Here is a 23,034-nt window from a genome sequence, read left to right on the forward strand (position 1 = left end):
CCCCCCCCGCCCCCCCCGGGGGGGCCCAGGGTCACGAGCGGAACGGCAGAGAAACCCTGGGCCCCGGCCTTCGCCGGGGAACAAGGTAGATTGCCAGATGCGCCCTTATCGGTGAGGATTACCGCCGATGGGGTATCTCGTATTGTTCCTGGCCGGCGCCTTGCTCTGCAACGCGATCCCGCACCTTGCCTCCGGCCTGCGCGGGGAGCCCTTCCCCACTCCCTTTGCCCGTCCGCGCGGCGTGGGGCACTCCTCGCCGCTGATGAACTTCTATTGGGGCACCGCGAACCTGCTGATCGGGATCTCGGCGCTGCTCAGCTACTCGCTGCACGACTATGGCGTGTGGCCGGTGATCGCCGGCTGGCTGGTGCTGGGGAGTTACTGTGCGTGGCACTTCGGGAAAGTGCGGCGGTAGGGCTAAGCACTGTCGCCATTTTGGCGTCGCCTTGTGAGCGTTGATACGGCAGTCCCCTGTCTAGCAGGTTCAGGCTCACCCCGTTTTGCCCGTATTACCGTGGCCCAACCTTCGAACGGCGCCCGAATGACCGCAGCCAAGCCAAACATCGCATTCCCTATCGCGACCCCGACGAGAATCAGCGTTGGCACGTGTTCAAGCATTTGCCGCTCCGAGCTCACCCTGTAATCTTAAGATAAGGCCCAAGGGCCCTCCACGATTACGGCGGATTTGCCGCCTCAGCGCCTGCTCCTGCCAAGCGCACTTATCGACAGAGCATTTCCTCGTTGAGTCGAGCAAGGGGCTGGAGGTCGATTTTCCTATGCTCTCACTTCCGCCCGAACAGCTTCTCGATGTCGCCGTGCGCCAGCTTCACCCAAGTGCAAGCACGTTCCGTCACTGTTTGAAAATTCGGCTTTCGAAATCGTTCAGCAGGTGGCCGCCTTCGATCTCTTGTCCGTTCCGATAGGCTAAGAACGAACGATCCAAAATGTCGTGAAGCTCGCGACGCTTTTCCGCCCATTGGTCTTCGGGATAGGCGATCAAGACACCGGCGTGGAGTTGCTCAAATGCGCGATCCAGCGTCATCTGACCATCGGCTGGAAGAAAGTCGCGATACGGGAATTTATCAGGCGCATAGCCAAGGACATAGGCGATGTGATTCCAGAGATCGTCCACGGTTTCCATTACGAACATTCTCTAAGCCTTCACTTCCGCCCGAACAGCTTCTCGATATCGCCATGCGCCAATTTCACCCAGGTCGGGCGGCCATGGTTGCACTGGCCGGAATGCGGGGTGACTTCCATTTCGCGGAGCAGCGCGTTCATCTCGGCGACCGAGAGCACCCGTCCTGCCCGCACCGAGCCGTGGCAGGCCATGGTCGCAGCGACATGGTCGAGCTTTTCCTTGAGGCTGAGCGCTTCGTCAAAGCTGGCCAGTTCGTCGGCGAGGTCGGTGACCAAGGCGTGGACATCGCCCTTGCCGAGCGCGGCGGGAACGGCGCGGACCAGCACGGCGTGGGGGCCGAAGCGCTCGATGTCGAGGCCGAAGTCGGAGAGCTCGCCGGCGCGCGCCTCCAGCCGGTCGCAGCCGGGTTCGTCGAGCTCGACCACTTCGGGGACGAGCAGGCCCTGGCTGGCGACACCGCCTTCGGACATCGCCCGGCGCATCCGCTCGAGGACGAGGCGCTCATGCGCGGCGTGCTGGTCGACCAGGACCAGGCCGTCCTCGGCTTCGGCGACGATATAGGTCTTGGCGACCTGGCCACGCGCGACGCCGAGCGGATGCTGGACGCTTTGCGGCACCGGCGCGATGGCCGGCTCGGCGCGGGCGAGCGGCGGCGGAGCGGCAAAGCTCGGACGGCGATCCTGGACGCTCGAATAATTGTAGGACGGTGCCGGACTGTATTGCGGTGCCGGGGTGAAGGCCGGCTCGGCATCCCAGAGCTGCGGCGCGGGTGCCGGCGGCGGGCTGGTTTCGCTGGTCCACATGCCGAGCGCTGCTTCGCTCGGGCGCTGGACGCTGCGGTGGCCGGCCTCGTCGAGCGCACGGCGCAGGCCCGAGACGATCATCCCGCGCACCAGTGCCGGATCGCGGAAGCGAACCTCGGTCTTGGCGGGGTGGACGTTGACGTCGACCTGGTCGGGCGGGACGTCGAGGAACAGCGCGACCACCGGATGCCGGTCGCGCGCCAGCATCTCGGCATAGGCGCCGCGCAGGGCGCCGATCAGCAGGCGATCCTTCACCGGGCGGCCGTTGACGAAGAGATACTGGTGATCGGCGACGCCGCGATTGAAGGTCGGCAGGCCGGCGACGCCGCCCAGCACCAGCCCTTCGCGCTCGAAATCGATCGCAACGCTGTTCTCCGCCAGCGCCCGGTCGGTCAGGCCGGCGACGCGCTCGGGGCCGCTCTCATTGCCCTGGACATGGAACGCCTTGCGCCCGTCATGCTCGACCGAGAAGGCGATATCGGGCCGCGCCATCGCCAGCCGCTTCATCACATCGAGGCTGGCGGCATATTCGGCGCGCGGCGAGCGCAGGAACTTGCGGCGGGCGGGCACGCGGGCGAACAGGCTCTCGACTCGGATCCGGGTGCCCGGCGGCAGTGCGGCGGGGCCTTCGGAGACGACTTCGCCATTATCGACGATCCGGTGCCACCCCTCGGCGCCGCGCACCCGGCTTTCGAGCGACATGCGCGCGACGCTGGCGATCGAGGGCAACGCCTCGCCCCGGAAACCCAACGTCGTGACCTGATCGATCTCGTCATCGGGCAGCTTGGAGGTGGCGTGCCGCTCCAGCGCGAGCGCCATTTCGGGCGGCGACATGCCGCATCCGTCGTCGGTGACTTCGATCAGATCGGTGCCGCCACCGGATAGCTTGACGGCGATCCGGGTCGCCCCGGCGTCGATGGCGTTTTCGACCAGTTCTTTCAGCGCGCTGGCGGGGCGTTCGACCACTTCGCCTGCAGCAATCCGGTTGACAAGATGTTCGGGTAGACGGCGTATTGACATGGTCGTTGCTCTAGCCCAAGCGACGGCATCCCGCGACCCCAACCGCATCGCACCAGGCCGGATTCTTCAGTCCGTCCCGGAAGGGGCCGGACTAGATTTTTTTGAAGAGCTGCGCGGCGGGCGCCCGCGCCGCAGGACGGAACCATAGATGGCATTTCCCCGCTTGTTCAATTTCATGTCCCACGACATGGCGATCGACCTCGGCACCGCGAACACCGTCGTGTATCTGCGCGGCCGCGGCGTCGTCCTCAACGAGCCGTCGGTGGTGGCGGTCGAGACGCTGAACGGCGTCAAGCGTGTGAAGGCAGTCGGTGACGACGCCAAGCTGATGATGGGCAAGACCCCGGGCAGCATCGAGGCGATCCGCCCGCTGCGCGACGGCGTGATCGCCGACATCGACATCGCCGAGGAAATGATCAAGCACTTCATCCGCAAGGTGCATGGCCAGCGGCGCTTCATGCGCTGGCCGCAGATCGTGATCTGCGTGCCGTCGGGTTCGACCTCGGTCGAGCGCCGCGCGATCCGTGACGCCGCCTCGAACGCCGGCGCCTCGCAGGTCTGGCTGATCGAGGAGCCGATGGCGGCGGCGATCGGCGCCGACATGCCGGTGACCGAGCCGATCGGCTCGATGGTCGTCGATATCGGCGGCGGCACCACCGAAGTCGCCGTGCTCTCGCTGCGCGGCCTCGCCTACTCCACCTCGGTCCGCGTCGGCGGCGACAAGATGGACGAAGCGATCGTCTCGTACGTGCGCCGCAACCATAACCTGCTGATCGGCGAAGCCACGGCCGAGCGCATCAAGCAGGAAGTCGGCATCGCCAAGCCGCCGGCGGACGGCATCGGCCAGACGATCCACATCAAGGGTCGCGACCTGGTCAACGGCGTGCCCAAGGAAATCCAGATCAACCAGGGCCAGATCGCCGAAGCACTGTCCGAGCCCGTCGGCACGATCGTCGAAGGCGTGCGCATCGCGCTCGAGAACACGGCACCGGAACTGGCCGCCGACATCGTCGACCAGGGCATCGTGCTCACCGGCGGCGGCGCGCTGCTGCAGGGCATCGACGAAGTGCTGCGCGACGAGACCGGCCTGCCCGTGACGATCGCCGAAGACCCGCTGACCTGCGTGGCGCTGGGCACGGGCCGCGCGCTCGAGGATCCGGTGTTCCGCGGCGTGCTCATCCAAGTCTAAGCGAGGATAAGGGGAGATGGCGCCGCCACGCAACCGGCGCCCGGGTTTTTCGCGGCGGGCGCAATACGGGCTCTTCCTCGGCTATGTGGGCGCGGTCGGCGGCATGCTGATCGGCGTGGCCTTGCTGCTGCTCTCGACGTTCAACCCGCCGGCCTTCGCGGCGGTGCGCGGCTTCTTCTCGGAGATCACCACGCCCGTCGCCAGTGGCCTCACCTGGGTGCGCACCAGCGTGGCCGGGGTGCCCGGCGGCGTCTCCAGCTACTGGAACGTGCGCGGCGAGAACGCGCGGCTGAAGAAGCAGATGGCGGATGACGCGCTGCTGGTCGATCGCGCGCGCACGCTCAACCAGGAGAATCGCCACCTGCGCGAGATGCTCAAGCTGCGCGACGTCTCCACCGATGCGGTGGCGGTGGCGCGGCTGGTGGCGAGCTCGATCGGCAGCACCCGCCGCTATGCCACGCTCAACGCGGGCGGCTGGCAGGGCGTGAAGTCGGGCCAGCCCGTGCGCCAGCCCGACGGGCTGATCGGCCAGGTGGTGGAAACCAGCCCGAACACCGCGCGCGTGCTGCTCATCGTCGATTCGGAGAGCATCGTGCCGGTGCGCCGCACCCGCGACGGCCTGCCCGGCATCGCCACGGGCCGCGGCGACGGACTGCTCGACATTCGCTCGGCCAGCGTGGCGACGATGATCTTCCAGCCGGGGGATACCTTCGTGACATCGGGCACCGGCGGAATCTTCCCGCCGAACATCCCGGTGGCGCGGGTGATCCGCACCGCGCGCGACATTGCGGTGGCAGCACCCTCGGCCAATCCGGACGCGCTTGATTTCGCGCTGGTCCAGCAGACCTTCCTGCCCGAGCCGACGCCTACGCCGAGCGCCTCGCCCAGCGCGAAGCCGGCGGCGCAGAAGAAATAGCGGTGACCGACTATATTCCTCTCGGCCGCAGCGAGAAGATCCCGCGCAGCGTCTGGCTGGCGCCGCTCTCGGTGGTGCTGGGATCGATGACGGTGCTGCTGCCGATCATCGCGACCGTGCCCTTCCTGCCGCCGTTCGGGCTGATGATGCTGCTCGGCTGGCGGCTGGTGCGCGGCGATGCGATGAAGGTGTGGATGCCGGTGCCTCTGGGCTTTGTCGACGACATGCTGAGCGGCCAGCCGCTGGGCAGCGCGATGGTGCTGTGGACGCTGGCGATCCTGATGGTCGATGTGCTCGACACGCGGCTGGTGTGGCGCGATTTCTGGCAGGACTGGCTGATCGCATCGGCGGCGATCGGGCTGGTGCTGATCGGCGGGCGGCTGCTGGCGACGCCGTTCAGCGCGCATGTCGATACCGCGCTATTGCTCCAGATTGTCGTCTCGGCGGCACTTTTTCCAGTGATTGCCCGGTTCTGCGCATGGCTCGATCGGGATAAGAAGCGACAATAATGGCCCGGATCACCGAAGCAGCGCAGGCTTACAGTTTCTCCCGCCGCGCGCTGGTGCTCGGCGGGCTTCAGGGCACTGCCGCGCTGGTGCTGGCCGGGCGGATGACCTGGCTCGCCGTGTTCGAGAACGAGCGCTACCGGCTGACCGCCGAGAGCAACCGCGTGCGCCTGACGCTCACCCCGCCGCGCCGCGGGTGGATCGTCGATCGCAACGGCATCCCGATCGCCAACAACCGCACCGCATTCCGCGTCGACATGATCCCCGACCGGATGGAGGACAAGGAAAAGACGCTGGGCATGCTCCAGCAGATCCTGAGCCTGGGCGAGGAGGAGATGGCGCGCATCCGCACCGACCTGAAGCGCGCGTCGGGCTTCCAGCCGGTGCAGGTCTCCGACAAGCTCGACTGGGAGCATTTCGCCGCGGTCAGCGTGCGCGTGCCCGAGATGCCGGGCGTGCAGCCCACCCGCGGCTTCTCGCGCAACTATCCGCTGGCGGCGGGCGTCGCGCATCTGGTCGGCTATGTCGGCACCGCCTCGGCCGAGCAGTACAAGAAGGAAAAGGACCCGCTGCTCGTCGCCCCCGGCTTCAAGCTGGGCAAGGACGGGCTGGAAAAGGTGCTGGAGGACCGCCTGCGCGGCACGCCCGGCGCCAAGCGCGTCGAAGTCACCGCGCATGGCCGGCTGGTCAAGGAACTCGCCACTCGGCCCGACCAGCCCGGCGAGACGGTGAAGCTTACCATCGACGCGCTGCTCCAGGAATATGTCGCGCGGCGGCTGGGCACCAATTCGGGCTCGGCGGTGGTGATCGATGTGAGCAATGGCGACATCCTCGCCATGGTCTCGATGCCGGCATACGACCCCAACAGCTTCTCCGATGGCATCAGCCGCAACGAATGGAAGATGCTGAGCGAGGACGACCACGTCCCCTTGATGAACAAGGTGCTGCAGGGTCTCTATCCGCCGGGCTCCACGGTGAAGCCGATGAACGGCCTGGCGCTGATGCATGCCGGCGTCGATCCCAATGCCCGCGTCGTCTGCTCGGGCGCGATGCGCGTCGGCAATGGCGTGTTCCACTGCCACAAGCGCGGTGGCCATGGCCCGCTCGACCTCAAGCATGCGATCATGCAGAGCTGCGACATCTATTTCTACGAAATGGTGCGCCGCGTGGGCTATGACGCGGTGGCGCCGATGGCTCGCGCCATGGGGCTGGGCCAGAAGTTCGACCTGCCCTTCTCCACCCAGCGCTTCGGCACGGTGCCGGACAGCGCCTGGAAGCTGAAGCGCTACAAGCAGCAATGGACCGTCGCCGATTCGCTCAACGCGTCGATTGGCCAGGGCTATGTGCTGGCCAATCCGCTGCAGCTGGCGGTGATGGCGAGCCGGCTAGCCTCGGGCCGCGAGCTGATCCCGAGGCTGATCGCCGATGCCCCGCGCATCGAGGCCTCTCCCCTTGCCGCCACGCCGGAGCAGCTCGCGATCATCCGCGACGCGATGTTCGGCGTGATCAACGGAGGCGGCACCGGCGGCGCGGCGCGCATGCTGGTCCCCGGCATCTCGCTGGCGGGCAAGACCGGTACCGCCCAGGTGCGCCGCATCACCATGGCCGAGCGCCGCTCGGGCGTGCTCAAGAACGCCTCGCTGCCATTCAAGCTGCGCGACCACGCGCTGCTCGTCTGCTTCGCGCCGGCCGACAATCCCAAATATGCCGCCGGCATCGTGCTCGAGCATAACGGCCACACGATCCGCAATCTCGACACGCCGCAGATCGGCCGCGACATCATGACCTTCCTGTTCGACCGGAAGCGCGCGATGGACTCGCTGCACGCCGAGGAGCCGACCTGGGGTGGCGACTATCGCACCCGGATGGCGGCCCAGTCCGCGGCGTTCAGGGCCGCGCAGAGCGCCCCGCCCCCCGAGGCACCCGAGGACGCGGCGGAGGCAGCGAGCACCGTCGCCTCCGAAGCGGCCAACGCCACGACCAGCAACACCATCGACAGCAGCGCGGCCGAACGCGGCAGCGTGGAGGCAGACTGATGTCCACGCTCCAATCCTCGGGCCTTGGCCCCTCGGGCATCGTCCCCGGCCCGCTTGCCCAGCTCCCCTGGCGGATCATCGGGCTGGTGGTGGCGATCGGCATGTTCGGGCTGGTCGTGCTCTATTCGGCGGCGAGCGGCAGCGTGACGCCCTGGGCGTTCAACCAGGGGCTACGCTTCTTCGTGTTCCTGGCCATGGCGATCGGCATGTCGCGCGTGCCGGAGACCTTCTGGGCGCTGGGCGCCTTCCCCATGTACATCGTCGTCGTGCTGATGCTGGTGGGCGTGGAGCTGCTCGGCGCGGTCGCCGGCGGCAGCCAGCGATGGCTCGACCTGGGCTTCATCCGATTGCAGCCTTCCGAGCTGATGAAACCGGTGATCATCATGGCGATGGCCCGCTTCTACGAGATCCTGCCCGCCGGCGAGATCCGCAAGTTCGGCGCGCTATGGCCCGGCTGCGTGCTGATCGGCATCCCGGCGGCGCTGGTGATGCTGCAGCCCGATCTCGGCACCGCGCTGGCGATCAGCTTCGGCGGCGTCGCGGTGATGTTCCTGGCCGGCCTGCCACTGCGCCTGTTCATCGGCGGCGCGCTGGCGCTGGCGCTGGCGATCCCTTTCGCGGTGAACTTCGTCCTGCACGACTATCAGCGCAACCGCGTGCTGATCTTCCTCAACCCCGAGAGCGACCCGCTGGGCACCGGCTATCATATCAGCCAGTCCAAGGTGGCGATCGGTTCGGGCGGCGTGTTCGGCAAGGGCTTCCTGCAGGGCACGCAGAGCCATCTCGACTATCTGCCCGAGGGGCATACCGACTTCGCGCTGGCGACGATGATGGAGGAATGGGGCCTGATGGGCGGCTTCTTCCTGATCATCGGCTTCAGCATCCTGATCCGCTGGGCGATCGGCGTGAGCATGCGCGCGCAGAGCCGCTTCGCCCGGCTGACCGCTTCCGGCCTTGCCGCGACGATCTTCTTCTACTGCGCGATCAACATGGCGATGGTGATGGGCCTGGCGCCGGTGGTTGGCGTGCCGCTGCCGCTGATCAGCTTCGGCGGCACCGCCGTGATGACCTTCATGATCTGCTTCGGAATCCTGCTTTCCATCGACCGGAACAGCCGCCGCACGCAGCGTTGGTGATTTTTTCAAAATAGGGGGTTTACAAGCCGCGAACCTCGCAGCTAAAGGCCCACCTCCACTGCGGAGGCGCACTCACCAAGGGCGCCGAAACAACCCGGAATGGACGCATAGCTCAGTTGGTAGAGCAGCTGACTCTTAATCAGCGGGTCCTAGGTTCGAGCCCTAGTGCGTCCACCATTCCTTCAATGACTTAGCGGCATATCCTCAGAAGCTTTTCGGGAGCTTTCGGAGCCGCCCAAGCGCAGTTGGCAGACCCAGAAAACGCACGGTGCCATTGGCGCCAGAAGGCTGCAACCGAGCGCAGCAGGCCGGGAGGCCGCCGCGACGCGACAGCCCCCTCCTCTCGATCGCAGGTGCAATGGCTTGCTGGCCCTACGAGATTCCGTGCGGCTGAGCCCCCAGCATCAGCCGCACGCCTTCAAAGCCTCAGGCTGAAGCTGGCGCGCACCGACTGGTCGGAAGCGTTCGAACCGAACTGGCCGCCATAGGCGATGCCGAGCGCTGCCCGCGAGGTAAGCGCGAGATCGATCCCGGCATCGAGCGCGGCGGCATTGCGCGCGATCGGGGTGCCGGCGATCCGGAAGCTGTCGCCACCGCTCGCGTACTGCATCGCCGATAGCGGCGTCACATCGCCGAACGCATGGCGCCAGCCAAGTGCACCGCGGGCCGTGAACTTCGCGCTGCCCAGCGAGAAGGACGGCGCGGCGCGCAGACCGAGCGTGGTGAAGCTGGTGCCGCTTTCCGCCGAGGCGATCCGGAGCGCCGCCGCCCCGCCCTTCTCGGTGGCACCGTCGGTGCTCAGCCAGACATGGGCGAAATCGGCGAAGGGCTCGACGCGCGTGGCGCCCAGCTCGATACGATAGGCGAGCTCGCCAAAGGCCTGGGTGGTGCGGGCATCCTGCTCGCCCTTGAGGCCATCCGTGAAGCCTGGGAAGGCGACCAGGCGCGTCGTGTCGAGCTTGTGCCAGCCATGAGACAAGCCGATCCGCACGGCTGCCCCACCCAGGTCCGCGCCGCCATAGATGCCGATCTCATAGCTGTCGCGCGTGCCGGACGAGCCATGTGCCCGCGTGTCGAAGCTGGCACGGTCATAGCTGCCGACCAGGCCAAGCCGCGCCTTGCCGAGGACCGTGGCGTCGGCGCCGAGCACGAAGCCGTTGACCGAACGATTGAGGCGGGCGGCGTTGCCGTCGCTTCCCCAATGCCCCCAGGATCCGAAGCCATTGCCCCAGATGGCGAAGCCGGCGTCCGCCGCGCGCAGGCGATCGGCGACCGCGTCGCGCAGGAAGCGGCTGTCTTCGATCAGCGCGGTGCGTGCCGAGGCGTGGACTTCGCCGGAAAGCTGGTCGAACGCGGCGCGGGCCTGCTCGGCCGAGAGATTGGCCACCGCCGCGAAGACCGGACTGTTCCAGCCCAGGCCCTGGGTCGCGGTGCCGGTCGCGACCTGGTTCGGCGTGGCACCGACGCTGGCGAAGCTGATGTCGTTGCGCCGCAGCCGCAGATAGACGTTGTTGCCGTCATAGCTGAGCGAGGGATCGAGGAAGGCGAGGTTCGAGGTTACGCCGCCGAACCGGCCGGTGCCCGCGATGCCGCCATCAGCGTGGAGGATCAGATAGCTGGTCTCCGGCCGGTAGTTGCCGGCACCGGCAAGCACCGAGACGGTGCCGCCGTTGAGCGTGGCGGTGCCCGTGGCGACGATGCGGTCGGCCAGGCCCGCGGCGTCGGCCTCGACCTCATAGGTCGAGCCGGTGTTGAAGACGATGTTCCCGGCGACGTTCAGCGTGCCGATCGAATTGCCCGGCGCGATGGTGCCGGAGACGATGGTGTTGCCCATGGTGCCGGTGCCCTGCAGACGTCCGGCGGCCAGCACGGTTACCGTGCCGCCGAGCTTGCCGTTCACCGCCAGCGTGCCGTTCGCGACGCTGGTCGTCCCGGTATAGCCGCTCGAATCGCCGGTCAGCTCGGTCTTGCCCGAACCCGCCTGCCGGATGCTGCCGGCACCGCTGAGTACGCCGGCGAAGACAAGATTGTTCGAGCGGTTGAAGGCCAGCGTGCCGCCATTGGCGACATTGCCGGTGATCCCGCCGGTCGTGCCGCCATCGCCGAGCTGCAAGGTGGCGCCTGCAGCGATGCTGGTGCGGCCGGTATAGCCGCTGTCCGCGGTGAAGGTGACGCTGCCGCTCAGGATGCGCACCGCTCCGGAGCCCGAGATCGTGCCGGCAAAGTTGTTGGAGCTGGAACGGGCAAAGGTCAGCGTGCCGCTGTTGGCGACATTGCCGGTGATCGAGCCGGTGGTGCCGCCATTGCCCAGCTGCAAGGTCGCGCCGGTGGCGATGCTGGTGCCGCCGGTATAGCTGTTGCCGGCGGTGAGCGTGAGGCTGCCACTCAGGACCTCCACCGCGCCCGAGCCCGTGATCCTCCCCCCCAGAGTGCCGGCATCGGAACGGGCAAAGGCGAGCGTGCCGTCATTGGCCACGGTACCGACGATCGAGCCGGTCGTCCCGCCATTGCCGATCTGCAGGATCGCACCGGTGGCGATGCTGGTGCCGCCAGTATAGCCGTTGTCGGCGGTGAGTGCGACGCCGCCGCTGAGGATGCGCACCGCGCCGGTGCCGGAGATGATGCCGCCGAAGCCGATCTCGTCCGAACGTCCGAAGGCGAGCGTGCCGTCATTTGCGACATTGCCGGTGATCGAGCCCGTCGTGCTGCCGCTGCCCAGCTGCAGGGTCGCGCCGTTGGCGACGCTGGTACCGCCGGTATAGCTGTTGTTGGCGGTGAGCCTTATGCTGCCGCTCAGGACCTCCACCGCGCCCGCGCCGGAGATGGTGCCGCCGAAGCTGCTGGCATCGGAGCGCGTGAAGGCGAGCGTGCCGTCATTGGCGACATTGCCGCCGATCGAGCCGCTGGTGCCGCTGCCGACCCGCAGCGTCGCACCCGCGGCGATGCCGGTGCCGCCGGAATAGCTGCTGTCGGCGGTGAGGGTGACGTCGCCGCTCAGCACGCGCACGGCCCCGGTGCCGGAGATGATGCCGTCAAAGCTGGTCTCATCGGAGCGCGCAAAGGCGAGCGTGCCGTTGTTGACGACATTGTTCGTGATCGAGCCGCTCGTCCCGCCGTTGCCGATCTGCAGCGTGCCGGCCTGGATGGTGGTGCCGCCCGAATAGCTGTTGGTGCCCGTGAGGATCAGCGTCCCCGCCTCGGTCTTGATGAGAGCGCCGGTTCCGGTGATCTCGGTGGCGATCTCGGCGCTGTCGGCGAGCACGCGGATCTCGCTGCCGGCCGGATCGGTGACCAGCTGGCCGCTGCCCTGCAGGACATAGCCCTTGTTGACGAACTGGAGGCCGAGGAAAGACTGCGCGCCCGCAACGGTGATCGTGCCGCCGACATAGCCGTCGTCATCCTTGAACACGGCGTAATTGCCCGCCCAGCTCGCCGGGGCGGTGCCGCCCTGGTTGAGCCACTGGGTGTTCGCGGCGTTCCAGGTGCCGTCGCCGCCCTGCCAGTGCTGCAGCGTATCGTCTCCGGGGATCAGCGACGGGCTGATAAACAGGTCTACACTGCCGCCGCCGACCTGCAGCTCGTAATTGACGTTGCTGAGCCCGGGCGTGGTGCCGATCACCGCGGTGTTGCTGGTGATCTGGTGGGTATAGGTGATCAACCGGTAATAGCCGATCCCCGCCGCACCATCGGCCGGGTTGCCGCTCTGGCTCAGGTTGATCGTGCCGTCGAGCGCGAGGTCGCCGCCCGAGACGACGATCCGGTCGCTGATTCCGAACAAGGCCAGGCCGCCGGGTTGGCCCAGCTCGAAATCGAGATTGGCGCCCGCCGCGACCGTGAGGCCGCCGACGACGTTCAGCGTGCCGATCGAGTTGCCCGGCGCGAGATGGCCACCGCTCTGTACGGTCGTGCGGCCGATGGTGCCGGAGCCGCCGACTGTGGCGCCGGAGGCCACGGTGACGCTCGAGCCGAGCCGACCGTTCACTGTCAGCGTGCCTTCCTCGACAAAAGTCGTACCGGTCAGCCAGGATGAATCCCCGGTCAGCGTGAGCCGCCCGCTGCCGGTCTTGTGCAGGTCGCCGGCATCGAGGAGCGTGCCGGCATAGCTGGCGTTGCCGGTCTGGTTGAAGGTCAGCGAGGCACCGGCCAGGATCTTGGCGTTGCCGGTGAAGTGGTTCGCATCGGCGATCACACCGCCCTGGTTGATCGCCCAATCGACCGCGGAGCTGCCGGTCAGGGTGACCGTGCCGCTGCCCATTTTGAGCATGGTGCCGGTGCCGGAGATCGTGCCGGCATAGCTGCCGTCGAAATTCTGGTTGAACGCCACGACGCTGGTGAGCGGGGTGGAGGTGAAGGTCAGGTTGCCGCCCAGGCTGTTGGTGTCGCCGACCAGGTTGCCGCCGGTGATCCGCCAGTCCTGATTGCCGGTGCCGGTGAGCGTCCAGGTGCTCGACCCCGATTTCTCGTAGGTGTCGAAGCCCAGATAATAGTTGAAGCTGGCAGTGGAGCCGATCTCGGTGACGTCGAAGCCCGAATCGGTGCTGCCACCCAGTGCCAGGACATTGTTGACGCCGCCGGCCTGGACCACGACGCCGCCATCCATATAGGAGCCCGCCCGCAGCTCGAGCCGGTTGTTGTCGCCGAACAGGCCGATCGCAAGGTTGCGCTGCGACGATGCGTTCACGCCGCCACGGATGATGCCCGAATTGATGATCGTGGAGCCGCCACCCGCGGCGCCCACCACGCCCATACCACCCGCACCGACCGCGGTGCCGAACGCATAGCGCGGGCCACCCGCGCCGCCATTGATCTCTCCGGCGTTGATCAGTGTCGCGGCCTGGCCATCCATCAGGCGTACGGCCGCACCGCCGGCGCCGGTATAATGACTGGGGTTGCCGCTATTGTTGTAGCCGCCCCGGCCGCCGGTGATGGTTCCGGTCGCGCTGTTCTGGATCGTGCCGCCCCAGGCCTGCACGCCGTCCCCGGCACGTCCGCCACGGGAATAGCCATAACCGCCTTCGCCGCCGGCGATCGCCCCTTCGTTGACCACCGTGCCGAGATTGCTGAGCACCGCGGCGCCACCGGTGCCACCGTCGGTAGTGAAGGTGCCGCCCTCGCCGCCAGTCACCTTGTTGCCGTTCCGGATCGTCAGCGTGCCGCCGTCATAGAGGAATATGCCAGCACCCGAGCCGCCATATTCCTGCCCGATGCCGCCGGTGATCGTGCTGAATGCACCGCCCGTGCCGCCATCGACCGTGACGCTGCCGCCATTGAGCAACACCAGCGCTGCGCCGCCGCCGCCGCCGCTGCCCTGGCCCGAACCGCGGCCGCCATTGCCGCCGGTCACGTCATAACCCTGTGTCGTGACCTGGACATTGGCGCCAGTCAGCACGAGCCCCGCGCCACCGCCGCCAGCCGAAGCGCCGGAGCCGGCGCCGATGCCGCCGTCACCGCCCACATAGTCGATCGAGAAGGCGAAATTGCCGGTGGCCGTGACCAGATTGCCGGCGCCGCCATCGCCGCCCGTCGCCCCGGCGCTACTGCCGCCCGTGCCCCCGCCGCCAGCCGCGATATCGTTGGGTGTGCCGGGCTGGCCACCCGCGGCCCCGCCCGAACTGATGCCGCCAGCCGACGCCGTGCCATCCGGGGTCTGCGCCGCCGAACCGCCGGCGCCCCTGCTGGCGCCGCCGCCGCCGCCGGCGATGCCGCCCTGTCCGATGGTTCGGCCGGAGATCCAGGCGCCGTTGCCGCCGCCCTGGGTGATCCGCTGGGCCTGCGCCATCGAAGGCGCCAGGCTGATCGCCACGGCGAGCGCCGCCAGCGAAGTCGAACCGCGAACCAGACGCGCCGACCGCGCCTTGAGAAACTGATGCTGCATGGCTCACCCCGATGGCGGCCCGTCTCGCCGGGCCGGAATTGCATGTTGAAAGTCGGGACCCATGCGCCGCGGTTCCCCGGACCGGCGGCGATGTCCCGTCCGGCGCTTGCCACGGGGGTGCGGCGGCTCACTATGCGATTCCGGCATGAATGCCCGAGGGGCGGGAGATAGGCATTCAGCCCTTCAAGTTCCCCGGCGAAGGCCGGGGCCCAGTCTCGACGCAGTTGGTTAGGCGCGTGAACTTCTCGACCGACATTGCAGCTGGGCCCCGGCCTTCGCCGCGGAACTGAAAGAGCCGAATGCCGGTACGTGCTAGTGCGCGTTCCTGCGCAGCGTATCGGAGGGGCGCTCGCCGAAGCGCAGGCGATAGGCCTGGGCGAAGCGGCCTAGCTCCCAGAAGCCGTAATGCATCGCGACGCTGGTGATCAGCGTGCTCGACGGGTCCGACGCCATCAGAGTCTCGCGCACCCGCTCGAGCCGGCGGTTGCGGGCATAGTGCATCGCGCTCTCGCCCAGGAACTCCTGGCAGGCGAGGTTGAGCGTGCGCTGCGGCACGCCCACAGCCGCGCAGATCGCGCCGAGCGAGAGCATCTCCTCCGGCCGCTCCTCCACCACGCGCTCGAACCGCGTGACGATGTCGCGGTGGCGGCCAAGCGCGGCGCGGTCGGCACTTACCCGGCCATGGGCAAGGCAGGCGAGCAGGCTGTCGAGGATGGTGCCGGACAGCGCCTTTGCCGGCTGGGGCGCGTCGACGATCCACGGCGTGTCGCGGATCACTTCCGCCATGTCTCGCATCAGGTCGGTGAGCCGAGTCAGCGCGGCCTCCGGGGCGTGGAACATCCGGTCGTCGTCGAGCGGCACACCGTGATCGGTGCCGATCAGGTCGGGCGCATGGCCGGCGAGCCGGTCGAACGGCATGGCGACAATGCCGAAGGCCCAGGGCATGCCGTCGGGCGAGCCGGTGACGGTCCGCTCGTCCGGGCGGAAATGGAAGATGCGCCGGCCGAACAGCTTCCGGCCCGAAACCTGGCGGACGATGCCCGGCTCGGTGGCGAACATGAAGGTGTGGACATTGGGGATGGCCGCGGTCTGCGGGATGCCGCGGGCGAACTTGCCGATGCCGATGTTGAGCCCGTCGAAAACCGCGCGGGCCAGCATCGCGTGGAAGTTCCGCCCGGAGCCGCCCAGCGGATTGGGACTGCTCCCCGAGTTGATCCCGCCGATTGCCGATGCCATCGCGTCAGGATCGGAGAAGGTACCGAAATAGCTTCGGGAAGCAGTTTCGGTTCGAGGGGCGAGCGACATCGTTACGGGGGTAGCCCTGTCCGGCGGTCTTGCCAACCGGATGTGGTTTTATCCTTTCGACTGGCCAAGCCAGCTTCTGACCTGGTTGAGGGTTCGCCGTTCCTGATCTGCCTCCATCACAAAAGGCGTCTCGATCCGGGCAGCTGGCGCATGGCTCGCAAGTACCGACGCAGCGTTGCCGATGCCGTAGCCGCCATGGGTGATGAACGGCCGTATCGTGCGCCCACGCAGATCATGCATCTTCAGGAACGATCGGATCGGTGGGGGCACGGTTTCACCCCAGATGGGAAAGCCGAGATACAACTCCCGGCAATCCGCCAGATTTTCGATCTTCGCCGCCAGCACGGGCTCGAAGCCGCTATCCCGCTCCCTTGTCGCCTGCGCGACGTGCTGCTCATAATCCTGGGGATACGGGCGGGCCGGTCGGATCTCGAACAGTCCGCAGCCAAGCTCCCGGTGAAGCGTCTCGGCAATGACGCGCGTGTTGCCCGAGCGTGTGAGATAGGCGACGAGCACCTTGGAACCGGTCATCGCCGCGCCCCCGTCCTTCGCACAGGCGCCCGTGCTGGTAAACGCGAGGACCGCCGGCGCGGCAAGCATCGCGCGACGGGAGAAGGCATCGCCCTTCCCCGTCACGGTCGCATCGGGGCTTCCACCCCAGAAAACGCCTGCACCGCCAGTGGCAGGCGATCGCCCTTGACCGTGATCGCCGCCACCGCCCCGGAAGCGTCCGGGGCGCCGGCGATCTGCGCCGACGCAATAGTCCCCGGCGCAATCAGCGAGGCCATAGCCAGCGCGCCTCCGGCCAGCAAGGCGCGGCGGCCGATCTTCGGTTGCCCGGTCATTCCGCCACCTCCTGCCTGGCAGGTGCCTCGCGGCCGGCCATTGCCATTTGCGCAGGTGCATAGCGCTCGCCGGCGGGCTCGATCCGGGATGCTGCCTCATTGATGTCGCGCAGTTCATCGTCGCCCAACACCACTTCGGCCGCCGCAATATTCTCCTCCAGCCGATGGAGCTTCGTCGTGCCCGGGATCGGCACGATGTACGGGCGCTGCGCCAGCAACCAGGCGAGGGCAATCTGGGCAGGCGTAGCGCTCTTCTCGCCGGCGACGCGCCGCAGCAGATCCACGAATGCCTCGTTCTTCGCCAGCGCTTCCGGCTGGAAGCGCGGCGTCGTTGCGCGGAAATCGCCCTGCGGCAGCGTCTGGTTCGACATGGCGCCGGTCAGGAATCCCTTGCCGAGCGGGCTGTACGGCACGAAACCGATGCCGAGCTCGTCGCAGGCCGCGAGAATTCCGTTGGTCTCCGGCGCACGCCACCACAACGAATATTCGTTCTGGACTGCCGTCACCGGCTGCACCGCATGGGCGCGGCGCAGCGTCTGCGCGCCGGGCTCGGAAAGCCCGAAGTGCTTGACCTTGCCCTCGGCGATCAGATCGCGAACGACGCCCGCGACATCCTCGATCGGCACATTGGGATCGACGCGGTGCTGATAGAGCAGATCGATGGTCTCGATCCCGAGCCGCTGTAGCGAACGGTCCACGATGCCACGGATGGCTTCGGGACGGCTGGAGACGCCGCGGTTCTCGGCTGTTTCCGGATCGATGTCGAAGCCGAACTTGGTGGCGATCACCACCTGATCCCGCACCGGCCGAAGGGCCTCGCCGACCATCACCTCATTGGTGAAGGGACCATAGACTTCTGCCGTGTCGAAGAAGGTGACGCCGCGATCCACGGCCTGGCGGATCAGGGTGACGCCCTCATCCTTGCTCACCCGGGTGGCGTAGCCGAAGTCCAGGCCCATGCAGCCAAATCCGAGTGCCGAGACCTGAAGGCCCTGACCAAGCGTACGTGTCTTCATCGAAATTCTCCGGTTTGTCGGTTTGAAATCAGTTGCGGGCCGTGCACGGCAGCAGCCAGGTGCAAAGCAGGCAGGCTGCCCCGGTGAGCGCCATCACCAGGCCCAGCGGACCCGGCGTTCCATCCGCCAGCATGCTCACCAGCGCCGAACCCAAGATGCCACCGCCATATTGGAACGCGCCGATAAGCGCGGAGGCGGCTCCGGCCCGCTCGGGAAAGGCATCCAGCGCGCCTGCGATGGAATTGGCCACGATCAGTCCGTTCATGCCGCTGAACAGGATCAGCGGGACGGCCAGGCCGGCGAGCCCACCGAAGCCGGTATAGCCCGCTACCGCCGACGCCAGCCCGGCAATTGCCGCGATCATTGCCCCGGAACGGATGAGACGGTTCATGCCGAGGCGTGGCACCAGCCGGGCATTGAGCATGTTCATCAGCATGATCGCCAGGATCGCCAGGCCGAACAGAAAGCCATAAAGCTGTGGCGAGACGTGGTGGACGCGGATGTATGCGTTGGGCGAACCGGCGATATAGGCGAAGGCACCGGCATAGAAGAAACCGCCCACGCCTGCCGCCGCGAGGATCCGCCGGTCGCCCAGCAGAGCGACGTAGCGCGAAAGGGCGTGGCGGACGGCACTGGCGTCCCGCCGCTCGGATGCGAGCGTTTCGGGAACGGTGAACAGCGCCGCCATCGTGATCGCCCCAATGCCGACGAGCAGCCAGAAAATCAGATGCCAGGATCCGATCGACAGCAGCTGGCCACCGATCAGCGGCCCGACCAGCGGCGCCACCGCCATGATCGTGATCAGGGTGGAGAGCATCTGCGCCGCCCGGTTGCCGGCGAACAAGTCGCGCACCATCGCGCGGGAAAGAACGACGCCGGCGGAAGCGCCGGTTGCCTGCACCAACCGCCATGCGATCACTTCCGGCACGCTGGCGGAAAGTGCGCAGCCGGCCGAACCGATCATGAAGAGCGCGATGCCGATCGCGACGGGTATCCGGCGTCCGATCTGGTCGCTAACCGCGCCCCAGAAGAGCTGGCCAAGGCTGAAGCCGACCAGATAGGCGGACACCGTCAGCTCCAGCGCGCCCGGGCCGCTGTGCAGGTCGATCGCCATCGCGGGCATTGCAGGCAGATACAGGTCCGTGGAAATCGAACCGAACGCCATCAGCGTCGCCAGCACCGCCAGTATCCGCAGAGGGTTGCGAGCTGCACTTGCCGCCTCCGACGGGAGACTGATCGACGGGGAGGTGACTTGCATCGTCATGTCGCGGTCCTTCACGAGCAGGACGGTGGTCCACTGCCGCAGCGTTCCTGATCACCGCCCATTTACGCCCTTGGACCCTTGCCGATTAGACAGGCAATGCAACTTGAGCCTATGAATGTCAGTCATGAAACTTTGAGGAACCGGCATGAAACGCGAGGACATGGCGGACCTCACGATGTTCCTGGCAGTCGCCGAGGAAGCGAGCTTCACGGCCGCCGCGAAGAAGCTGGGCATCTCGCAATCCGCGCTCAGCCATACCGTCCGCCGACTTGAAACCCGGCTTGGCCTCAGGCTGCTGACCCGGACCACCCGCAGCGTTGCCCCCACCGAAGCGGGCGAACGCCTCCTCGACACGCTCCGACCGGCCCTGGAGGAAATCGACCAGCGGCTGGCCTCGCTGACCCGGCTGCGTGAACGGCCGGCCGGCACGGTCCGCATCACGACGTCCGAACATGCCGCCGAAACGATCCTCTGGCCCGCGATCGACCGGTTTGCCCTCGCGTATCCGGACATCAACATCGAGCTGAACGTGGAGTCCGGCCTGACCGACATCGTCGCCGGCCGCTTCGATGCCGGCGTCCGCCTCGGCGAAGCGCTCGCCAAGGACATGATCGCGGTCCGCATTGGTCCACAGGTCAGGATGATCGCAGTCGGTGCGCCCGGCTATTTCACCGAGCATGGCATGCCGGCAACACCCCAGGATCTCGCCCGGCATCGCTGCATCAATCTGCGCATGACCAGTGCGGGTGGAATCTATGCCTGGGAGTTCGAGAAGGACGGACGCGAACTGCGCATGAAGGTGGACGGCCAGCTGGTGCTCAACCGGGTTTCGCTGATCCTCAAGGCTGCGGCGGCGGGGCACGGTATCGCGTTCGTCATGGAAGACCGGGCGAATGAAGAACTGCGCTCAGGATCGCTCGTGCGAATACTTGAAGATTGGTGCCCGCCTTTCGACGGCTATCACCTTTACTATCCAAGCCGCCGGCTGGTGTCGCCGGCATTCAGGCTGTTCATCGAAGCTCTTCGCTACCGGCAGCCCTGAGCCCCCTAGCAAACCCGGCGCCTTCGACCAGGAAGCAGAGGCCGTCGGCAAGCACGAGACAAGCGGGCTCGGCACCCGCTAGCGGTCTCGGCGAACCACCGTCCAATCATGAACCCGCTCAGGATGCTGGACGGGCGTGCAGATCCTCACGACCCGACGCATATCGCAAATAGCGAGAAACCCGAAGATAATTTACAGACAATATTGCGGTTATTACGCAATTTCTACATCAAATTACGCAATTTCTATGTCAACATACTTACTCGCAAGATCACGGCTAGGGATTAACCACGGTATACACTTACAGTTTAAATTAATTCGTCGAGCGCAATTTACCCCTGCGATTTCAGGGGGAAAATTGCTTGCAGGTTACTCGTGTCAGACATGAAAGGGAGCGCAGGGCAGTATTACTGTCTGCGGCAGCCCTTTCTTGTATCTGTACGACGCCCGCCTTCGCGCAGACGCGCGCGGGAACCTGGATCACCAATACCGCGCGCCTTGACTATTCCATGGACGGCGCGCCCGAGCAGGTCAGCTCCAACCCCTCGACGCTGCAAGTCGCAGAATTCATCGGCAGCCGGATCGTCGCGCGCCCGCTGCGCATGGCGGTGGTGCCAGGCCAACTCACACCCCTTCCCTTTACCCTGACCAATATTGGCAACAGCCGCCAGGCCTTCTGCCTCAGCGCCGACTATCCCGACGGCACGGTCGAGGGCTTCGCGATCGATGGCGACAGCGACGGGCTCTACGATCCCGCGCATGACAGGATGCTGCCTGACGGCTGCACCGAAGAACTCGAGCCCGGCCAATCGGTCGACTTCCTCGCGTTCTTCCGCAGCAGGCTGGGCACGGTCCATACGCTGACCCTGATCGCCCATCCCAAGGGCAGCAGCGGCGGGACCATCGGCACAGGCCCCGTCTCCACCGTCGTAACCATCGAGCCGGTGGTGGACGGCGGCGATCCGACGCTCACCAAGAGCCAGTCGGTGCTCGATCCCTGGGGCGGGACCATTCCCGCGCATGGCGCGGTGGTGACCTATACGCTTGTCGCCACTTTCCCCGGCCTCACCGCCAATGCCGCGGTCATCGATCCGATCCCGGCCGGGACGCGCTACCTCCCCGGCAGCCTCATGCTCGACGGCACCGCGCTCAGCGACGCCAGCGACGGCGATGCCGGCGGCTTTGACGGCACCGGGATCCGGGTCGCGCTCGGCGATGTGCCAGCGGCCGCCACACACAGCATCCAGTTCAAGGTCACCATCCAATGACGAGGAGTTTCACCATGCGCCATGCCTTGTTGCTCGGCAGTCTGTTGCTGACGACTGCCGCCGTCGCCGCGCCCACCGGGCCGGTGAACATCACCACGACCGTACTCGCCGAAACGCGTGCCGACGCAGCCAACGGCACCACCCAGGTCAAGCTGGTGCCGGCCAGGCGCGTCGTGCCCGGCGACCATGTCGTCTACCAGATCAAGGTCACCAACAGCGGCGCAAAGCCCGCCAGCGGCGTGGTGATCGCCAATCCGGTGCCGGCCGGCATGCAATATGCCGGACCCGCCGCCAATTCCCCCGCGCCCGAAGTGTCGGTCGACGGGAAGAGCTTCGGCCAGCTCGCTTCGCTTCGCATCGTCACCGCCGATGGCCGGGCCCGCCCCGCCACCGCGGCCGATGTGCGCGTGGTGCGCTGGCGGTTGGCCCAGCCGGTGCCCGCCGGCGGTGCGCAGCAAGTCGCATTCCGCGCACTTCTTAAGTGATATCAGTATTTTATCGTACGTAATTGGGGTATTTTCTCATGAGCATCCATCCTTTGCGGGGGGCATTGTTGGGGGGCAGCGCACTCGCGGCAACGACCCTGGCAGCGCCTGCCTTCGCCCAGTCGCAGACCGCGTCTGGCACCACCGTCAACAACCAGGCCAGCGTCAGCTATGACGTCGGCGGATCGACCCAGTCGGTCTCGTCGAACGTCGCCAGCTTCGTGGTCGACAAGAAAGTGAATCTGGCGGTCGCCGAAGTCGGCGGCGCAGTGACGCAAACGGCGATCGGCGCCACGGCCCAGGTCACGACCTTCACCGTCACCAACCTGACCAACGCGACCCAGGACTTCCGCCTGGATCCGGACCAGCAGAGCGTATCGATCCCGCTGCTCGGCAGCGACAATTTCAATGTCACCAACATGCACGCCTATGTCGATAGCAACGGCAACGGCACCTACGACGCCGGTATCGACACCGCGACCTATATCGACGAGCTCGCGCCGGATGCCTCGGTCACTGTGTTCATCGTCGCCGACATACCGAACACCCCGGGGATCGATACCGCAATCGTCTCGCTCAACGTCGTGGCAGCGACCGGCGGCACGGGCGGCGCGCTCGGCGCCGACCTGATCGCCAGCTCGACGCTCTTGCCGGATTCCGCCGGCACCGTCGAAATCGTCTTCGCCGACGGCTCGGGCGCGCTCGACCTCGCCCGCAACGGCCAGGCCCGCGCGTTCGACGCCTATCACATCTCCACCGCGGTGGTGACGCTGGGCAAGACCTCGCGCGTGATCAGCGATCCGATCAACTTCCTGGTCAACCCGCATGCCATCCCCGGCGCGACGATCGAATATTGCATGACGATCAACAATGCGGGCCCGGGCACGGCGACCAATCTCACTGTGACCGACAATGTGCCGGCGAACACCACCTTCGTGCCGGGCTCGATCCAGGTCGGCACCTCGGCCGGCGGTGGCGGCTGCATCCTGATCGGCACCACCGAGGACGACAACAATACCGGCGCCGACGAGACCGACCTCTATGGCGGTTCGTTCGACGGCACCACGGTGCGGGGCACGATCCCGTCGGTAGCGCCGCTCGGCGCTTACGCCGTCGCGTTCCGAGTCACGATCAACTGATCCGCATAAGTGATTGAAAACCCATGCCGGTGTGCAGCTTTGCGCTGC

The 23,034-nt window shown here is 66.8% G+C and carries 18 protein-coding genes and 1 tRNA gene; 11 read left to right on the top strand and 8 right to left on the bottom strand.

Annotated elements, in window-relative coordinates; all coding sequences use genetic code 11:
* The first annotated feature begins 127 nt into the window (after window positions 1-127).
* Entirely contained in the window at window positions 128-415 is a 288-nt protein-coding gene (locus AAHM44_RS12380; protein ID WP_269575060.1) for a hypothetical protein, read from the top strand.
* A gap of 435 nt (window positions 416-850) precedes the next feature.
* On the opposite strand, the gene AAHM44_RS12385 is transcribed toward AAHM44_RS12380, so the two are convergent.
* Both AAHM44_RS12385 and mutL read right to left on the bottom strand, forming a co-directional pair.
* The gene (locus AAHM44_RS12385; RefSeq protein ID WP_342250171.1) at window positions 851-1,141 is read right to left on the bottom strand and encodes a hypothetical protein; all 291 of its coding nucleotides are present in this window, start codon (window positions 1,139-1,141) and stop codon (window positions 851-853) included.
* A 20-nt stretch (window positions 1,142-1,161) separates the two neighbouring features.
* A complete protein-coding gene (gene mutL, locus AAHM44_RS12390; RefSeq protein ID WP_342250172.1) occupies window positions 1,162-2,964 on the bottom strand; it encodes a DNA mismatch repair endonuclease MutL in 1,803 nt (600 codons plus the stop codon).
* Window positions 2,965-3,112: 148 nt separating this feature from the next.
* Between mutL and AAHM44_RS12395 the strand changes: the two genes are divergently transcribed.
* The 6 genes from AAHM44_RS12395 (at window position 3,113) to AAHM44_RS12420 (ending at window position 8,924) form a co-directional block, all read left to right on the top strand.
* Window positions 3,113-4,153 carry a rod shape-determining protein gene (locus AAHM44_RS12395; RefSeq protein WP_116840784.1) on the top strand — a complete coding sequence of 347 codons (1,041 nt, stop codon included), beginning with the start codon at window positions 3,113-3,115 and terminating at the stop codon, window positions 4,151-4,153.
* Between the two features lie 16 nt (window positions 4,154-4,169).
* Window positions 4,170-5,069, top strand: a complete 900-nt coding sequence (gene mreC, locus AAHM44_RS12400) for a rod shape-determining protein MreC (RefSeq protein ID WP_269575057.1) — start codon at window positions 4,170-4,172, stop codon at window positions 5,067-5,069.
* 2 nt (window positions 5,070-5,071) lie between these two features.
* Window positions 5,072-5,578, top strand: coding sequence for a rod shape-determining protein MreD (gene mreD, locus AAHM44_RS12405; RefSeq protein ID WP_311768446.1), 507 nt, complete (start codon window positions 5,072-5,074; stop codon window positions 5,576-5,578).
* Window positions 5,578-7,611, top strand: a complete 2,034-nt coding sequence (mrdA, locus tag AAHM44_RS12410) for a penicillin-binding protein 2 (protein ID WP_342250173.1) — start codon at window positions 5,578-5,580, stop codon at window positions 7,609-7,611. Before mreD ends, mrdA begins: the two co-directional genes overlap by 1 nt.
* Window positions 7,611-8,747 carry a rod shape-determining protein RodA gene (rodA, locus tag AAHM44_RS12415; RefSeq protein ID WP_269575054.1) on the top strand — a complete coding sequence of 379 codons (1,137 nt, stop codon included), beginning with the start codon at window positions 7,611-7,613 and terminating at the stop codon, window positions 8,745-8,747. The genes mrdA and rodA overlap by 1 nt, the downstream gene beginning before the upstream one ends.
* A 101-nt stretch (window positions 8,748-8,848) precedes the next feature.
* Window positions 8,849-8,924 (top strand) — tRNA-Lys (locus tag AAHM44_RS12420).
* Between the two features lie 241 nt (window positions 8,925-9,165).
* Here AAHM44_RS12420 and AAHM44_RS12425 read toward each other — a convergent pair.
* From AAHM44_RS12425 to AAHM44_RS12450, 6 genes are all read right to left on the bottom strand, one after another.
* Window positions 9,166-14,622 carry an autotransporter domain-containing protein gene (locus AAHM44_RS12425; RefSeq protein ID WP_342250174.1) on the bottom strand — a complete coding sequence of 1,819 codons (5,457 nt, stop codon included), beginning with the start codon at window positions 14,620-14,622 and terminating at the stop codon, window positions 9,166-9,168.
* Window positions 14,623-14,934: 312 nt separating this feature from the next.
* On the bottom strand, window positions 14,935-15,927 hold the full coding sequence (locus tag AAHM44_RS12430) for an AraC family transcriptional regulator (RefSeq protein ID WP_342250175.1): 993 nt from the start codon (window positions 15,925-15,927) through the stop codon (window positions 14,935-14,937).
* Window positions 15,928-15,975: 48 nt separating this feature from the next.
* Window positions 15,976-16,527: a flavodoxin gene (locus tag AAHM44_RS12435; RefSeq protein WP_342250176.1), complete on the bottom strand. Its 552-nt coding sequence runs from the start codon at window positions 16,525-16,527 to the stop codon at window positions 15,976-15,978.
* A 32-nt stretch (window positions 16,528-16,559) separates the two neighbouring features.
* Window positions 16,560-16,772 (bottom strand): hypothetical protein, encoded by a 213-nt coding sequence (locus AAHM44_RS12440; protein WP_342250177.1) that lies wholly within the window; start codon window positions 16,770-16,772, stop codon window positions 16,560-16,562.
* Entirely contained in the window at window positions 16,769-17,788 is a 1,020-nt protein-coding gene (locus AAHM44_RS12445; RefSeq protein ID WP_342250178.1) for an aldo/keto reductase, read from the bottom strand. The genes AAHM44_RS12440 and AAHM44_RS12445 overlap by 4 nt, the downstream gene beginning before the upstream one ends.
* Before the next feature lie 28 nt (window positions 17,789-17,816).
* Entirely contained in the window at window positions 17,817-19,052 is a 1,236-nt protein-coding gene (locus AAHM44_RS12450) for a multidrug effflux MFS transporter (protein WP_342250179.1), read from the bottom strand.
* A 145-nt stretch (window positions 19,053-19,197) separates the two neighbouring features.
* Here AAHM44_RS12450 and AAHM44_RS12455 point away from each other — a divergent pair, with 145 nt between their 5' ends.
* The 4 genes from AAHM44_RS12455 (at window position 19,198) to AAHM44_RS12470 (ending at window position 22,986) form a co-directional block, all read left to right on the top strand.
* A complete protein-coding gene (locus AAHM44_RS12455) occupies window positions 19,198-20,094 on the top strand; it encodes a LysR family transcriptional regulator (RefSeq protein WP_342250180.1) in 897 nt (298 codons plus the stop codon).
* Between the two features lie 509 nt (window positions 20,095-20,603).
* Window positions 20,604-21,362 (top strand): hypothetical protein, encoded by a 759-nt coding sequence (locus tag AAHM44_RS12460; protein ID WP_342250181.1) that lies wholly within the window; start codon window positions 20,604-20,606, stop codon window positions 21,360-21,362.
* Between the two features lie 14 nt (window positions 21,363-21,376).
* Window positions 21,377-21,847, top strand: coding sequence for a hypothetical protein (locus tag AAHM44_RS12465; RefSeq protein ID WP_342250182.1), 471 nt, complete (start codon window positions 21,377-21,379; stop codon window positions 21,845-21,847).
* Between the two features lie 68 nt (window positions 21,848-21,915).
* Window positions 21,916-22,986 (top strand): DUF11 domain-containing protein, encoded by a 1,071-nt coding sequence (locus AAHM44_RS12470; RefSeq protein WP_269575043.1) that lies wholly within the window; start codon window positions 21,916-21,918, stop codon window positions 22,984-22,986.
* The last annotated feature ends 48 nt before the right edge of the window (window positions 22,987-23,034 follow it).

Origin of the sequence: Sphingomonas sp. OTU376 (genome assembly GCF_038440415.1) — a bacterium.
Lineage (GTDB): Bacteria > Pseudomonadota > Alphaproteobacteria > Sphingomonadales > Sphingomonadaceae > Sphingomonas > Sphingomonas kyeonggiensis_A.